General features: G+C 37.2%; 15 protein-coding genes. 13 read left to right on the top strand and 2 right to left on the bottom strand.

The window, feature by feature from the left end; translation table 11 throughout:
* Nucleotides 1-39 precede the first annotated feature (39 nt).
* Nucleotides 40-1,098, top strand: a complete 1,059-nt coding sequence (locus D7I46_RS05010; RefSeq protein WP_120771896.1) for an endonuclease/exonuclease/phosphatase family protein — start codon at nt 40-42, stop codon at nt 1,096-1,098.
* Nucleotides 1,099-1,120: 22 nt separating this feature from the next.
* Here the strand turns inward: D7I46_RS05010 and D7I46_RS05005 are convergent, their stop codons facing one another.
* Nucleotides 1,121-1,588: a hypothetical protein gene (locus D7I46_RS05005; protein ID WP_120771895.1), complete on the bottom strand. Its 468-nt coding sequence runs from the start codon at nt 1,586-1,588 to the stop codon at nt 1,121-1,123.
* 256 nt (nt 1,589-1,844) lie between these two features.
* The gene (locus D7I46_RS05000) at nt 1,845-2,783 is read right to left on the bottom strand and encodes a UbiA family prenyltransferase (RefSeq protein WP_120771894.1); all 939 of its coding nucleotides are present in this window, start codon (nt 2,781-2,783) and stop codon (nt 1,845-1,847) included.
* 504 nt (nt 2,784-3,287) lie between these two features.
* Between D7I46_RS05000 and D7I46_RS04995 the strand changes: the two genes are divergently transcribed.
* The 12 genes from D7I46_RS04995 to D7I46_RS04940 all read left to right on the top strand — a co-directional run bounded on the left by D7I46_RS04995 (nt 3,288) and on the right by D7I46_RS04940 (nt 16,287).
* Nucleotides 3,288-3,551 (top strand): ACT domain-containing protein, encoded by a 264-nt coding sequence (locus D7I46_RS04995; protein ID WP_120771893.1) that lies wholly within the window; start codon nt 3,288-3,290, stop codon nt 3,549-3,551.
* Between the two features lie 110 nt (nt 3,552-3,661).
* Complete coding sequence (locus D7I46_RS04990) at nt 3,662-4,999, top strand: PFL family protein (RefSeq protein ID WP_120771892.1); 1,338 nt, start codon at nt 3,662-3,664, stop codon at nt 4,997-4,999.
* A 55-nt stretch (nt 5,000-5,054) separates the two neighbouring features.
* Entirely contained in the window at nt 5,055-5,333 is a 279-nt protein-coding gene (locus tag D7I46_RS04985; RefSeq protein WP_162930836.1) for a hypothetical protein, read from the top strand.
* Nucleotides 5,334-5,647: 314 nt separating this feature from the next.
* Nucleotides 5,648-6,991, top strand: a complete 1,344-nt coding sequence (locus D7I46_RS04980) for a DUF3440 domain-containing protein (protein WP_338033596.1) — start codon at nt 5,648-5,650, stop codon at nt 6,989-6,991.
* Nucleotides 6,973-7,515: an IbrB-like domain-containing protein gene (locus tag D7I46_RS04975; protein WP_120771889.1), complete on the top strand. Its 543-nt coding sequence runs from the start codon at nt 6,973-6,975 to the stop codon at nt 7,513-7,515. The genes D7I46_RS04980 and D7I46_RS04975 overlap by 19 nt, the downstream gene beginning before the upstream one ends.
* Nucleotides 7,516-8,387: 872 nt before the next feature.
* On the top strand, nt 8,388-9,086 hold the full coding sequence (locus D7I46_RS04970; protein WP_120771888.1) for a histidine phosphatase family protein: 699 nt from the start codon (nt 8,388-8,390) through the stop codon (nt 9,084-9,086).
* Entirely contained in the window at nt 9,070-9,879 is an 810-nt protein-coding gene (locus D7I46_RS04965) for a M15 family metallopeptidase (RefSeq protein ID WP_120771887.1), read from the top strand. Before D7I46_RS04970 ends, D7I46_RS04965 begins: the two co-directional genes overlap by 17 nt.
* An 18-nt stretch (nt 9,880-9,897) precedes the next feature.
* Entirely contained in the window at nt 9,898-10,302 is a 405-nt protein-coding gene (locus tag D7I46_RS04960) for a hypothetical protein (RefSeq protein WP_120771886.1), read from the top strand.
* Nucleotides 10,303-10,712: 410 nt separating this feature from the next.
* Complete coding sequence (gene hrcA, locus D7I46_RS04955) at nt 10,713-11,756, top strand: heat-inducible transcriptional repressor HrcA (protein WP_120771885.1); 1,044 nt, start codon at nt 10,713-10,715, stop codon at nt 11,754-11,756.
* Between the two features lie 29 nt (nt 11,757-11,785).
* The gene (gene grpE, locus D7I46_RS04950) at nt 11,786-12,331 is read left to right on the top strand and encodes a nucleotide exchange factor GrpE (protein ID WP_120771884.1); all 546 of its coding nucleotides are present in this window, start codon (nt 11,786-11,788) and stop codon (nt 12,329-12,331) included.
* Between the two features lie 82 nt (nt 12,332-12,413).
* Nucleotides 12,414-14,237, top strand: a complete 1,824-nt coding sequence (dnaK, locus tag D7I46_RS04945) for a molecular chaperone DnaK (protein WP_120771883.1) — start codon at nt 12,414-12,416, stop codon at nt 14,235-14,237.
* A gap of 286 nt (nt 14,238-14,523) precedes the next feature.
* Nucleotides 14,524-16,287 carry an oleate hydratase gene (locus D7I46_RS04940; protein ID WP_120771882.1) on the top strand — a complete coding sequence of 588 codons (1,764 nt, stop codon included), beginning with the start codon at nt 14,524-14,526 and terminating at the stop codon, nt 16,285-16,287.
* Nucleotides 16,288-16,307 lie beyond the last annotated feature (20 nt).

Here is a 16,307-nt window from a genome sequence, read left to right as displayed (position 1 = left end):
TATTTTTATGAGTAAAAATTAGAAAAACTTTGGAATAAAATGAATAAATATTTAAAAATGGCTTTGAAGATTTTAGGAGGAATTTTAGGTCTTCTTATTGTGGTCGTTGGTGGTTATTTTATTTACGCTTATGCCCAATATCATAGGCTTCCTAACGATATCAAAGAAACGATAAATCGTCCAAAAGTGGAACAAGTTGAGCTTGGTAAAACTTATAAAATGATGACTTTCAACATTGGTTACGGCTCTTATCCGCCATCATTTAGCTTTTTCATGGATGGCGGTCCGGATGTCAGAGCTTATAGTAAGCAAGCGGTGAAAGATGCGATTAATGAGGATATTCGCCTAATCAAGACACAAAACCCAGATTTTGGGAATATTCAGGAGATTGATTGGCAAGGTGACCGTAGTCAGCACGTTGATGAGCCAAAGATGGTGCGTGATGCACTGACAGATTATTCGTCAGTACTGACACAAAACTATGACTCTGCTTATCTCTTTTACCCAGTTACGAAACCGATTGGTAAAGCAAAATCAGGAATCATGACTTATTCAAAATACAAAATTGAAAGTTCTACTCGTTATAAATTACCAATTGAGACGAATTTCAATAAATTTTTTGACCTAGATCGAGCCTTTGATGTCAATATCTTACCGATTGAGCATTCAAACAAAAAATTTGTAATTTTTAATACCCATCTTTCAGCATTTATTAAAGATCAAAAGATTCAAAAACAGCAACTCTTAACACTATTTGACAGTATGCAAAAATATGTCAATGCAGGTGATTATGTGATTTGTGGAGCAGACTATAATCACGCTTTAGCAGGAAAAGCTCATCCAGAACTCACGTGGATGAAGGAGTTCCCTACTGAAAACTTGACCAAAGGAATGCGAGTTGTCGCCCCAACAAATGCGCCAACTGTGCGCTCTCTAGATGTTCCTTATGATGCTAAAAATCCCAAAAATATTTTTGGTACAATTGATGGATTTCTCGTATCAGATAATATCAAGAGTCTAGATGTCAAGACAATTGATAATCAATTCAAATCGTCGGACCATGAGCCAGTTATCATGAATTTTGAGTTAGTAAAATAATAAAAACGCATTTTATGCGTTTTTATTTTATGAAATTAAGTGAAGAATTAGCTAAATGTGCGATTAGAAAAAGGAGAGAAAGAAGTATTGTCAATTGATTTTTCTGCCAAAGTCCGAGAAAAAAATAGTAGAGTGGAGGCATCGCAACAAGGAAAAAGAGAAAAAATGGCAAATTCCAAAATCCCAAGCTATAAATTCCCCAACCGATATAATAGTTCGCCAATGGAACAACTGCCGCCCTCAAAAAGAGGTTCTGCGGATATAAGGGAAGACGGAGGATAAAAATCAAACTAAGAATCATTCCAATACCAAAGCATTTTTCAAGGAAATCAAGCCCAAAAAATGTGGTAGGAAGATTTGTTAAAGGAGTGAGTGAAATGCGAAAAAGCGGCAAGAGAAAATACGGAAGCTCTTGCAGTATAACAAATAGGATTCCAAGTGGAAAAAATCCAAAGTAGTAATGTTTCGTGAGCTTAAACCATTTAACCATAGTGTCATTTTATCATGAAAAAACTTAAGATGAAAGTGTTTCCTTATAATATAAGATGTGAGTAGCCGCGTTCCGAAATTATGAAAATTAGAAAATTTTGGGTTCGTACGAAAGCACAGCTCTGGAAGTTGCTATTTCACTTTGTTATTTTAATTGATTGCGATTTCGACTAGACACTTTAGTGCTGTAGCGAGAATTGACAGAGTAACGGAGTGGAGATAGAACGAACGGATAGCGAAGTATCCATTTTCTGCATTTATCTGAAAAGAATACCGAGTAGAAGTGTAAAAGCAAGCGCACCATTGAACAAAATCAAATTGTCAATTTGGAAGTGGAAGGTTTCTGATTTGACTTGTTTTCTGAGGAATCTTTTCATATTTGGAATGAATTTAATCAAAATAACAAGCATCAAAAATGACCAAAGTGGAAGTATTCCAAAAATGATAGCGAATAAAATACAGAATGCTGCAAATAGATACATAAAAGTATAGAGCTTCAAGCTTAATGGTGTTTTTAGATAATAAGGTAAGGTAAAACGTTGATTTTTTACATCTTGTTCAAGGTCACAGATATTATCTGAGAGCATAATATTAAAATTTTGCACAAAACAAGCAAGCCCAACGAGCAAAAGAGGAAACAGAACACCAAAGTCCCAAGTCCAGTTCATTTTCCAACCATCAAAACTAATGAAAAAATAACCTTTATCAAAAGAATTGATATAAACAGCAAGGAAAAATCCAATGAAGCCTTCGCAAAGACCAGCTAACAATTCACCTAATGGAAAACGACTGAAAGCAAAAGGGCCGTAGGTATAAAAAATAGCGACAAGAAAAGCAAAGCCACCGATGGGAAGAATGGCAAGATTGGTCAGAAAAAGTACAGCCAGCCCGACAAGAACATCAATTACAAGAAAGCTCAAGCAAATTTTTAAGGCGAGCTTTGGATTAATCTGTTTGGCAACAATGATATTCCATTTTTTATATTCAGGATCCACCGCCTTGTAGTAATCCATCAGATTATTCCAAGCACTAACAAAAAGATTGATGGCGGCAAGACCAATAAAAAAGAGAACAGTTGGGAGCAAATGAAAATCCCTGAAATACCATATTGAGAACAGTAAGCCAGCAATGGGAGAAAGAAGCGCAGCTGGGAGCGTTTGAATACGCGTGAAATTAAGAAAGGTTTTAAAATTCATGATAGCTTAATTATAACAAGATATGGGGCTGCTTGTCCAGAACTCATGAAAATTGCCATTTGGCTCTTTGCACTTTAGTGCATAAGCCAATGGACAGCGGAGTGCTAAAGGTACGGAGATAGAAAAAGACGGAGATGAGCAACGCTCATTGGAGACTTTTATCTTTTTTCATGAGCTCTAAGCAGCCGAACTCAATTACAAGATGTGAGCACGATTTGTAAGAAATGATGGAAAATAGAAAATCTTGGAGAGACACGAAGTTTCTTGTAGAGATTTATCTTTTTTCACTCATTTCTAATCGTGGAAACTCAATTATAATAAAATATCTTGTGAAATTTACTGACAGAAAGGCTGTCAGTAAAAACCGAACTATAAATCAAATTTGCCTTCATTCTGTCAGTACTGACAGAAAAAATGAAAACAAAATGTTATAATAATTGATAATAAATTGAGTTTGGATTCTTGAAAATAGTTTCTTGACTCTTATTTTGAATGGAGAAAATGATGCGCGCAGTTGTAACAGTAGTAGGAGCAGATAAGATTGGGATTGTAGCTGGTGTGACAGCAACACTTGCTGAATTAGAAGCCAATATTCTTGAAATTTCGCAAACATTGATGAGTGGAGCGTTTACGATGATGATGCTTGTCGAAACTAAAGAAATTGATTTTCAAGTCTTTCAAGAAACATTAGGAGAAAAAGGAAAAGCGCTTGGAGTCAGCATTCATGTGCAAAATGAAGCAATTTTCAATGCTATGCACAAGCTGTAAGCACCGAAATTTACTGACAGCACTTCTGTCAGTAATTTTTATCAGTAAAAAGGCAACAAAAATGAATGAAGTTTACTGATGACAGTTTTTCAAGAAAAATAAGGATTTTTATGGACATTCAAAACATTAAAGAAACAATTGCGATGATTGAAGAACAAAATTTCGATATTCGCACAATTACAATGGGAATTTCATTGCTTGACTGTATTGACCCAGACATTGACAAAGCAAGCGAAAAAATTTATCACAAGATTGTGAGCAAGGCGGGTCAGCTTGTTACAGTTGGTAATGATATCGGTCGAGAATTAGGTATTAAAATTGTTAACAAACGAGTATCTGTCACTCCTATTGCGATTATAGGTGCTGCAACGGATGCGACGGATTACACAAAAATAGCACTTGCGATGGACCGAGCTGCAAAGGAAATCGGAATTGATTTTATCGGTGGTTATTCAGCATTGGTACAAAAAGGTTATCAAAAAGGTGATGAAATCCTGATTAAATCAATGCCAAAAGCATTAGCTGCAACAGAACGTGTGTGCGCATCAGTCAATGTTGGCTCAACAAAGACAGGCATTAATATGACTGCTGTGCGCGATATGGGTGAAACAATCAAAGAAATGGCAAAAGGCGATAAATGGCTGAATGCAAAATTGGTTGTTTTTGCAAACGCAGTTGAAGACAATCCTTTTATGGCGGGGGCTTTTCATGGTGTTGGGGAAGCAGACACGATTATCAATGTCGGTGTGTCGGGGCCAGGTGTTGTCAAGCGTGCGCTAGAAAAAGTGCGTGGTGAAAGCTTTGATGTCTTAGCCGAAACGATTAAAAAAACAGCCTTTAAGATTACACGTATCGGTCAATTGGTCGGACAAATGGCAGCTGAACGCTTGGATGTTGAGTTTGGAATTGTCGATTTATCACTTGCTCCAACACCTGCAATAGGAGATTCTGTAGCTCGTGTTCTTGAGGAAATGGGACTTGAAACAGTCGGAACACATGGAACAACAGCAGCTCTTGCCATGCTAAATGATGCGGTCAAAAAAGGCGGTGTCATGGCGGCGCAGCGTGTAGGTGGACTTTCTGGTGCTTTTATTCCTGTGTCAGAAGATGAGGGAATGATTGCGGCAGTGCAAAGCGGTGCTTTAAATATTGAAAAATTGGAAGCAATGACTTGTGTCTGCTCAGTTGGTCTTGATATGATTGCTATTCCTGAGTCAACGCCAGCTACGACGATTGCAGCGATGATTGCCGATGAAGCGGCGATTGGTGTCATTAATCAAAAAACGACAGCAGTACGGATTTTGCCTATTGGTAAGGAAGGTGATAATGTCGAATTTGGTGGACTTTTTGGTACGGCCCCTGTCATGCGAGTCAATCAAGCCTCGTCAGCAGACTTTATTGCACGTGGCGGGCAAATTCCAGCACCTATCCATTCCTTTAAAAATTAAAGGTTACTGACAGATTATCGTTAAAGTCCTGTCAGTATACTGACAGAAAATATTTTTGAAAAAAATTGAAAAGAGAAATATGCAAGTACAAATCGGAGAAACAGTTGTAGAAGCATGGCGTGTAGATGCTGCGGATACACAACTTGAAGAATGGGTACAAAATTTATTTGATAAACAAATCTGCTTTTGGCATCCTAAAAATCCTGACCAATTACGTTTTAATATGATGTTTGGTGGCATGGCAAGTACCGGAGACTACTTAATTTATATGGGAAAGAGCGATATCAAAGTGATTTCCGAAAAGAAATTTAAGAAAGAATACAGGGTTTTGTAAATCATCAGTACTGACAGAAAGTTTGTCAGTAAAAAAGATTCAAAAGTATTTTATAGATTACTTTTTGAAAAAATAATTAATGACAATGAAACGGATGAGTTGCTAACTTATCCGTTTTAATTTCTTGAAATATAGTCTTTTTTTGTTAGTAATCAATAGATTACGGGATAAACGGTTGATTATGCGTATAAAAAGTGTATAATTAAATTATAAAAGTAACAATAAGATGTCTAAAATGAATTTTCTTGTAAATAAAGCAAAGTTAGTCTGTCAGCAAAAATATTCGTTGCTGATATTTGTTTTATTTTGATGAAATGATGAAGAAAGGGTGGATTGTGGCGAAAGTTTACCAGAAAGAAAATGTTTATGAAGCATTTAACCAACGACTAGAATATATTTTTAAACATTTTGAGCATATTGTAGTCTCTTTTTCGGGTGGGAAAGATTCAGGAGTAATGTTGGAACTTGTCCATCAGTATTATGAAACGCATCATCTAGCAGAAAAACAAATCAAAGTTTCAGTTTTCTATTTAGATTACGAAGGAAATTATCAACAAACTAAAGATTATGTCCATCGGTGCATTGGAAAATTTCCCAATTTCGATTATTATCATGTTTGCCTTCCAGTTTCGGCCTCTTGTGGTATTTCAATGTATCAATCTACTTGGCTTCCTTGGGATCCTGAACACGAAGAAATTTGGGTCAGCTCAATTCCTAAAGGTGCGATTTCATTAGAAAATCAAGAATTTCCTTTCTTTGAAGTAGGAATGTCAGACTATGATTTTCAAAGTAAGTTTTGTCAATGGGTCCATCAAAAATCTGGTGCCAAAAGAACTGCTGTTTTGGTCGGGATTAGAGCGCAAGAAAGTCTTAATCGCTACAATGCTGTGACTAGGAAAGAAACATTTTCAAGGTTTGGTACCATCCCTTATAGCCGACGCATCGCTCATAATGTATTCAATTTCTATCCTCTTTATGATTGGCTTTTTGAGGATGTCTGGATTGCCAATAAAAAGTTTGGATTTGATTATAATCATTTATACGATTTATACTTACAAGCAGGTGTGCCTTTTAAATCAATGCGTGTTGCTAACCCTTTTCATCAATGTGGTGTCCAATCTTTAAAATTATACAAGGCAATCGAGCCAGAAACTTGGGGCAAATTAGTAGGACGTGTCAATGGAGCAAATTTTGCTTCTTTGTACGGTGGGACATCGGCGATGGGTTATCGTGGCGTTACCCTTCCTAAAGGGCATAATTGGGAAAGTTATGTTGATTTTTTGTTAATGACCCTACCGCCAGAAACTCGGAAAATTTATCTGAAAAAATTTTGTTCGTCTATTCATTATTGGACTAAAAAAGGTGGTGCTCTACCCACGACAATTATAGATGAACTAGCAAAAACATCATTACAATTTGAGCGACTTGGTGCACCCAAAAATAATCGGAAATATAAGCAAGATTATGAAGTAATCCGATTTAAAGCTTATCCAGATGACGTTCCAATCCAGAGCTTTCGACTTGTTCCTTCTTATAAGAGGATGTGTATCACGATTTTGAAAAATGATACTTCTTGTCAATATATGGGTTTTGGTCAAACAAAAGATGAATTACAAAAGAAACAGGAGGCAATGGAAAAATGGGGAGCGATTTTATAAGTCCGGCTTATCAAGTCATCAGAGTTCCTTTTGAAAAAATTCGAGCGAATGCATACAATCCTAACGTGACGGCTCTACCTGAGATGCAATTATTGGAACGCTCAATTTTGGAAGATGGATATACGATGCCAATCGTGTGCTACTATGAAAAAGAAGAAGATATCTACGAGATTGTTGATGGATTTCACCGTTACCTTGTGATGAAAAATTCCAAAATTATTGCAGATCGTGAACAGGGATGTCTTCCAGTTTCGGTTATTGACCGTCCATTGACAGATCGTATTGCAAGTACTATTCGCCACAACCGAGCACGCGGAACACATTCTATCGAACTGATGACAGATATTGTACGACAATTGGTGGAGTCAGGTATGAGTGACCGTTGGATTATGACTCACATTGGTATGGATAAAGAAGAATTGTTACGTCTGAAGCAGGTCAGCGGATTGGCTTCATTATTTGGTAATGCGGAATTCTCACGAGCTTGGGAAAGCGAAGATGAGGATGAAGACGAAGAATATTGAAATTATTTTCTTAAACCAAGATGTTATTCTCTTGGTCTTTTCTTTTGACTAAAAATGCTACGAAGCTTGCCATAGTACCGTAAAAAAATAAGGATAAATCACTGATATTCCTAGTTTGTTTGATTTATATTTTTGTAAGTTCTGGACAAACAGTTTCACATGATGATATAACTGAGTTCGCACGATTAGAAATGAGTGAAAAAGATAAATCTCTACAAGAAACTTTGTTTCTCTCCAAGATTTTCTATTTTCCATCATTTCTTGCAAATCGTACTCACATCTTGATATAACTGAGTTCGCACGATTAGAAATGAGTGAAAAAGATAAATCTCTACAAGAAACTTTGTTTCTCTCCAAGATTTTCTATTTTCCATCATTTCTTGCAAATCGTACTCACATCTTGATATAACTGAGTTCGCACGATTAGAAATGAGTGAAAAAGATAAATCTCTACAAGAAACTTTGTTTCTCTCCAAGATTTTCTATTTTCCATCATTTCTTGCAAATCATACTCACATCTTGTTATAATTAGGTTAAACGATTACAAATGTCGAAAAGGGAAAAAGGAGGATACTGAGAGTACTCTTAAGATTCACAATCTATGTCTAATTTGTTGAAATACTGTTTAACTTTAATCGCAGTTGCTTTCGGAATGAGGGAAAGGTAAACTCGTGTGAAAGCAATAATACATTAATGTTGATTTGTAATTTCATAGTGCAAAAGTGTAGGTGACGAGTTACTCACTTGTTGCCTTACTGAATCCTCAGCATTTTGGTACCATAGAGCATTCTACTTTGTCTTGTCTCTTTAAAAAGTTGGACGAATAGGCATGGGTAGTATAGTGAGTCTAAAGAACTTGATGTTCACTTAAAATGGTAAATATTTATTTGGTAAGACATGGTAAAACAATGTTCAATACAATTGGACGGGCGCAAGGTTGGTCCGATACGCCATTGACGGAGGCTGGAGAGCTTGGAATCATAGAGTTAGGATTAGGGTTTAAAGAGAAAGAAATTAAGTTTGACCGAGCTTATTCTTCAGATTCTGGAAGAACAATTCAAACCATGGGGTTTATTTTGAGCCATTCTGACAATGAGGGAATTCCTTACAGGTTTGATAAACGCATTCGTGAGTGGTGTTTTGGGTCATTTGATGGTGGCTATGATGGAGAACTGTTTGATGGCGTCCTACCACGAATTTTTGCAGAAAATGGCTCATTTAATGGTACATTTCCAGATGATGAAAAAATTGCTAATGCTATTTTTGCAGTGGATACTGCAGGTTGGGCAGAGCCTTGGGAAAAGCTCTCTGGGCGCATTATTGAGGGCTTTACTGATATTGCGCGTGAAGCAGAAACCACTGGAAGTAAAAATATCGTTATTGTTAGTCATGGGATGACGATTGGCAGCTTTGTTAAGCTTATTAATCCAGAGCTGCCACGACCTCGCGGATTAGATAATGGGTCGGTGACACATTTGACTTTTGAAGATGGTAAATTTACCGTTGGACTTGTTGGCGATATGAGCTATAGAACTTTAGGAAATCAAAAATTAAATGCCTTACAGAACTAGACGAGAAAAATCAAGAACAAAAAGTAAAAAAACGGTATTGATTCTTTTAGCGTTGTTGATAATTGTTCTTTTGTCAACATTTATTATCTTTAAGAGCTTACAAAAGCCGGAAAAATCGAGCTTACAAACCGTCAGTACTGACAAAAGTTCTGTCAGTTCATCATCAACTTCAAAAACATCTGAAAGTGAAAAAACAGATTTACCAAATGCTCACCAATCAGATTGGGACTTGGTTCTTGTCAATCGAGAAAATATAAAAGCTGAGATGAATCCAGTGCTTGCAACGGTTGATGGCAAACAAGTCGATGCAAGAATTGAAAAAGCAACTCAAGATTTCCTAGCAGCTGCTAAACAAATTTCACCAGCGGAACATTTGATTTCGGGTTATCGCTCAGTTGCTTATCAGGAAGAACTTTATAATATGTATATTTCACAGGAAATGGCTGGATATGGAACGGTAAAGCAAACGGGGCAACAGATTTCTAAGGAAGAAGCCATTAAAAATGTCCAAACCTACTCTCAACCCCCAGGTTCATCAGAGCATCAAACAGGACTTGCGATTGACATGAGCACTGTGGACAGTCTAAATGCTGAACCCGTAGATATTGCAGCAAAAGTTCAAGCGCTTGCACCGACTTATGGTTTTGTCCTTCGCTTTTTCAAGGGAGGAGAAGCATCGACAGGCGTACACTATGAGGACTGGCATTTTCGCTATGTGGGTGTTGAAAATGCTAAATATATGACGGAGCATCATTTAACTCTGGAAGAATATCTCAAGTTACTTCCAGCTTAAATTTTGAAAGGATTGGAAATGTTCAGTAAAGTATGGTTGTTACTCTATGCTAATGTGGCACTTTTCATCTATGCTACTGTTGAAATGATTAAAATATTGATAAAACATGATAATTTTTTCACTCATTTTTTAAATAATATTTTTGTAAATGTTAAATCACTTACTGACCAGATTCTGTCAGCACTGACAGCTTGGCAAAATTTGCTTTATCTTGCAATTTTTGCACTGTTAATCTTTCTTCTGATTAAATTTTGGCGTGTGACTTTTGTTTTGCTAGAAATTATCACCGCTTTCTTGCTTTTAGACTATGTCATATTATTTGTCAGTCATGAGATTAGATTTGAGAATGCTTTTGTTATTGCTGTCATCATCATTACACTGATGAACATCTGGCAGACTTCTAGAGAGCTTCGCCTGATGTAGCAAAGAAAAAGTTGTATAAAAAATAAATTAGCACTCTGTTAAAAAGAGTGCTAATTTTTACGTCTTTTTTCTTGACAAGCAATAAACAAAGGGTTATAATAGCTTTGTTAGCACTTGAGAGGTTAGAGTGCTAAATCAGAAAATGACGATGCTCTGCAAGTGAAAGAGACACAAAATGCCCAAGGGAAACTTTGAGGTTGCGGATAAAATTTTGCCCGACAACATGTCTTCACTGCGACAGAAAGGAGCTCGAAGCGCCCGAAGGAAGCTTTGAGGTTGCGGATAAAATTTTGCCCAGCAAAATGTCTTCACTGCGACAGAAAGGAGCTCGAAGCGCCCGAAGGAAGCTTTGAGGTTGCGGATAAAATTTTGCCCAGCAAAATGTCTTCACTGCGACAGAAAGGAGCAGTATGATTACAGAACGTCAAAGACAAATCTTAAATCTGATTGTTTCACTCTATGCGAAAGAGCATACGCCGATTGGTTCAAAGGCTCTCCTTGATAGTATTCAAGCTTCAAGTGCAACCATCAGAAATGATATGAAAGTGCTTGAAAATCTTGGATTAATACAAAAAGAGCACACATCAAGCGGTCGGGTTCCAAGTATCTCTGGCTATAAATACTTTGTTGAAAATGTCATTCAGCTTGAAGAATTTAGTCAAAATGACCTTTTTAAAGTAATGAAAGCTTTTGATGGTGAATTTTATCGCTTATCTGACCTTTTTGAAACGGCAGCGCATACTTTGTCAGTGCTGACGGGATTGACTAGTTTTGTTTTGAATGTTCCACAACGCGAACAAAGTCTAGCTTCTTTTGAAATGGTGATGTTAGATAATCATTCGGTATTATCAGTGATTACATTAGGAACGGGAGAAGTTAGAACCGATCAATTTATCCTGCCAAAATCCATGACGGAAGCAGATTTGCAAGTTTTTACTCAACTTGTCAAAGAGCGGTTAGTAGGAAAGAAAGTGATTGATATTCATTACACATTAAGAACTGAGATTCCGCAAATTGTTCAGCGTTATTTCAAAGTAACAAGTGAAGTGTTACAACTTTTTGAATCAATTTTTAATGACTTATTTGTAGAACGTCTGACCGTTGCAGGTCGTAAAAATATTTTTGATTATGCAACAGAAAATCTCTCAGAACTTTATAAATTATTCAGCGATGATGAAAGAATGCTCCATGAGATTCGTGAAATCACGAACAATGATGAAATGCGTGCAGTAAAATTTGATAATGATGAAAAATACATGAAAAATTTAACGATTATTTCACAAAAATTTGTTATTCCTTATCGTGGTCTAGGTACTCTAACAGTAGTTGGTCCAGTTGAGATGGATTATCAACGTATCATGTCCATCTTAGATTTAGTAGCTAAAGTGCTGACAATGAAACTAACCGATTATTACCGTTATCTTGATGGTAATCATTATGAAATTAGAAAATGATAAAAAATTTATTCAAAAGAGGAGGGCATATGTCCGAAGAAATTAAAGACAAGAATAGAGAAAAAGTCGAAAATGAGCAAGTTGAGGAAAGCTTGACAGAAGAAGCACTTGAGGATATTGTCGAGGAAGAAATCAACGAAGTTGAAGAAGCACAACAGTTGGCTTCAGAGTGGGAAAACAAATTCTTACGTGTGTCAGCTGAAATGCAAAATGTTCAGCGCCGAGGCAATGAAGAACGTCTTCAACTTGTGAAATATCGTTCACAAGATTTGGCTAAGAAAATCTTGCCTTCACTTGACAATCTGGAACGTGCTCTTGCTGTTGAAGGTCTTACAGAAGATGTCAAAAAAGGACTTGAAATGGTACAAGAAAGCCTGAAAGCAGCACTTAAAGAAGAAGGTGTTGAAGAAGTCGCGGCTGAGGGTGTACCTTTTGACCCTAACTTCCACATGGCCGTTCAAACCGTTGAAGCGGACGAAGAACATCCGACAGATACAGTAGCACAAGTTTTCCAAAAAGGTTATAAGCTCCATGACCGCATTCTTCGTCCAGCGATGGTTGTAGTGGCGCAATAAGCAATATAGATTGTCCGAGATGACAATAAACTATAAAAAAATAAAAATAATTAAAAAATAAAAAGAAGAAGGTAAAATAAAAATGGCAAAAATTATCGGTATTGACCTTGGTACAACAAACTCAGCAGTAGCAGTCCTTGAAGGAACTGAATCAAAAATCATTCCAAATCCAGAAGGAAACCGTACAACACCATCTGTTGTTGCTTTCAAAAATGGTGAAATTCAAGTTGGTGATGCTGCAAAACGTCAGGCAGTGACAAATCCAGATACAATCCTCTCAATCAAATCAAAAATGGGAACGAATGAGAAAGTTTCTGCAAACGGTAAAGAATACACACCACAAGAAATTTCAGCTATGATTTTGCAAAACTTGAAAGCTACAGCTGAAGCCTATCTTGGTGAAAAAGTAGAAAAAGCAGTCATCACAGTACCTGCTTATTTCAATGACGCACAACGTCAAGCGACAAAAGATGCAGGTAAAATCGCGGGTCTTGAAGTTGAACGTATTGTCAACGAACCGACAGCAGCAGCGCTTGCTTATGGTCTTGATAAGACAGATAAAGATGAAAAAATCCTTGTCTTTGACCTTGGGGGTGGTACATTTGACGTTTCAATCCTTGAACTTGGCGATGGCGTCTTCGACGTTTTGGCAACTGCTGGTAACAACAAACTCGGTGGGGACGACTTTGACCAAAAGATTATTGACTGGATGGTTGCTGAATTTAAGAAAGAAAATGCCATTGACCTTGCACAAGACAAAATGGCCTTGCAACGTTTGAAAGATGCTGCTGAAAAAGCGAAAAAAGACCTTTCTGGTGTATCATCAACTAATATTTCATTACCATTTATCACAGCTGGAGCTGCTGGACCACTTCACTTGGAAATGACTTTGACTCGTGCAAAATTTGACGAATTGACTCATGATTTAGTTGAAGCAACACGTCAACCTGTCCGCCAAGCGCTTTCTGACGCTGGGTTGTCAACTTCTGATATTGATGAAGTACTCTTGGTTGGCGGCTCAACTCGTATCCCAGCTGTCGTTGAACTCGTGCGCAAAGAAACAGGTAAAGAACCTAACAAATCTGTCAACCCTGATGAAGTTGTTGCCATGGGTGCAGCAATTCAAGGTGGGGTCATCACAGGGGATGTCAAAGACGTTGTCTTGCTTGATGTTACACCATTGTCACTTGGTATCGAAACAATGGGCGGTGTCTTCACAAAATTGATTGACCGCAATACAACGATTCCAACTTCTAAATCACAAGTCTTCTCAACTGCCGCTGACAATCAACCTGCTGTTGATATTCATGTCCTCCAAGGCGAACGTCCAATGGCTGCGGACAACAAGACTTTGGGTCGTTTCCAATTGACAGATATTCCTGCTGCACCTCGCGGTATCCCACAAATTGAAGTAACATTTGACATTGATAAAAATGGTATCGTTTCTGTAAAAGCTAAAGATCTCGGTACTCAAAAAGAACAAACGATTGTCATCAAATCAAACTCTGGTCTTTCTGACGAAGAAATTGACAAGATGATGAAAGACGCTGAAGCAAATGCGGATGCAGATGCTAAACGTAAAGAAGAAGTTGATACACGTAACGAAGCCGATGCGCTTGTCTTCCAAACTGAAAAAACTTTGAAAGATCTTGAAGGAAAAGTAGATGAAGCCGAAGTCAAGAAAGCTGAAGATGCTAAGGAAGCGCTCAAGAAAGCTCTTGAAGGCGATGATATTGATGATATCAAAGCTAAGTCAGAAGCACTCTCTGAAATTGCACAAAACTTGGCTGTAAAACTTTACGAACAAGCCAATGCAGCTCAGCAAGCAGCTGGAGAAGCTGATACTACTCAAGAAACTCCAAAAGATGATAACACATTTGATGGTGACTTTGAAGAAAGTAAATAATATTTACCGATAAACTATGAAAAGCACTGATAGAAATTCTGTCAGTGCTTTTTTTATTTTTGTAAATATAAAAGATGATGAAAGTTTACTGACAGAATATCTGTCAGTATTTTTTTGAATATTAGACAAAAATAGACACAGTGTCTAAAAAATAAAACTATCTCTTGCAATCGTTTTCCTATTGTATTATGATAAAAATAACAACAGAATAAAGATTATGAGTGACCAAATGGCAGCTTATAATCAAGAAAAGATGCTTTGCTAATCAAAGTATTTGGAGGATAATATGCGTTATACTAATGGAAATTATGAGGCTTTTGTGCATCCTAAAAAGCCGGGAAATGTCGAAGGAAAATCAGCCTATATTGTGGGAGCAGGTCTTGCGGGGCTTGCAGCTGCGGTATTTCTCATTCGTGATGGGCAAATGTCTGGATCTAACATTCACATCTTGGAAGAGCTTACACTATCTGGTGGTTCATTAGATGGCTCATTTATTCCTCATGATGGTTTTGTTGTGCGTGGTGGCCGTGAAATGGAAAATCATTTTGAATGCCTTTGGGATCTTTTCAGGTCAGTTCCATCACTTGAAATGGACAATGCGTCCGTTTTGGATGAATTTTATTATTTAGACAAAGAAGACCCTAATTCATCAAATTGTAGAATCATTCATAAACGCGGACACCGTGTTTCCGATGATGGACAATTCACACTAAGTCCAAAAGCTCAAGATGAAATTGTCAAGTTATTTATGACAAAAGAAGAATTACTTGTTGGCAAGAAAATCGAGGATTGCTTTACGGAAGAGTTTTTTGAATCAAATTTCTGGCTCTACTGGTGTTCCATGTTTGCTTTTGAAAAATGGCACTCAGCAATTGAAATGCGCCGTTATATTATGCGTTTCATTCATCATATTAAAGGCTTGCCAGATTTTACAGCACTAAAATTTACCAAGTATAATCAATATGAATCGTTGGTCAAACCCCTTATTACTTATTTACAAAGCCAAGGTGTTGATTTCCGTTATGGCTCACAAGTAGAAAATATCGAAGTTGATTTTTCAGAAAATAAAAAAGTCGCAAAAACAATCAAATTTGCTGATGGAAGTTCGTCAGCACTGACAGAAAATGATTTGGTCTTTGTCACTAATGGCTCAATCACTGAAAGCTCCACCCAAGGCTCACCACTTGAGCCAGCACCCATTACTCACGAACTTGGAGGTTCATGGAAACTTTGGAAAAATCTGTCAGCACAGTCACAAGAATTTGGTCATCCAGACGTTTTCTGTCAGAACTTACCAAAAGAAAGCTGGTTTGTGTCAGCAACAGTCACATGGAAAAATTTAAAAATACAGCCTTATTTTGAAAAATTAACCCATCGTGAACTTCGCTCAGGAAAAGTAGTCACAGGTGGAATCATCACAGTGAAAGATTCCAATTGGTTGCTGTCATTTACAACCCACCGTCAGCCACATTTTAAAGAACAAAAAGACCAAGAAACTGTGACTTGGGTTTACGGTTTACTCTCCAATACCGAAGGAAATTTCATCAAAAAACCGATTGAAGAATGCACAGGCGAAGAAATCACGCAAGAATTACTCTATCATCTGGGGATGCCTATTGATGAAATTGCTGATTTTGTTCATGAAAATACGAATACAATTCCTGTTTATATGCCTTTCATCACCTCGTACTTTATGCTTCGTGAGCCTGGAGATCGTCCACTTGTTGTCCCAAAAGACTCCGTCAATCTTGCCTTTCTAGGAAATTTTGCAGAAACCAAAAGAGATACAGTATTTACTACGGAATACTCTGTTCGTACAGCGATGGAAGCCGTCTATCAGCTTCTTGATGTTGACCGAGGAGTACCAGAAGTTTATGCATCAGCTTATGATTTACGGGCACTTGCAGGTTCAGTATACTATCTATCAGATAAGAAAAAGCTAGAAGAAATGGATTTGCCACTTATTAAAAAACAAGCACTGAAATTAGGATTGAAAAAACTCAAAGGCACATACATAGAAGAAGTCTTAAAAGATGCTGGCTTGATTTAAAAATTAAATCTAATCATTGA

It is taken from the genome of Lactococcus allomyrinae (assembly GCF_003627095.1).
GTDB lineage: Bacteria > Bacillota > Bacilli > Lactobacillales > Streptococcaceae > Lactococcus > Lactococcus allomyrinae.
This window is presented reverse-complemented; position numbering and strand designations above follow the sequence as displayed.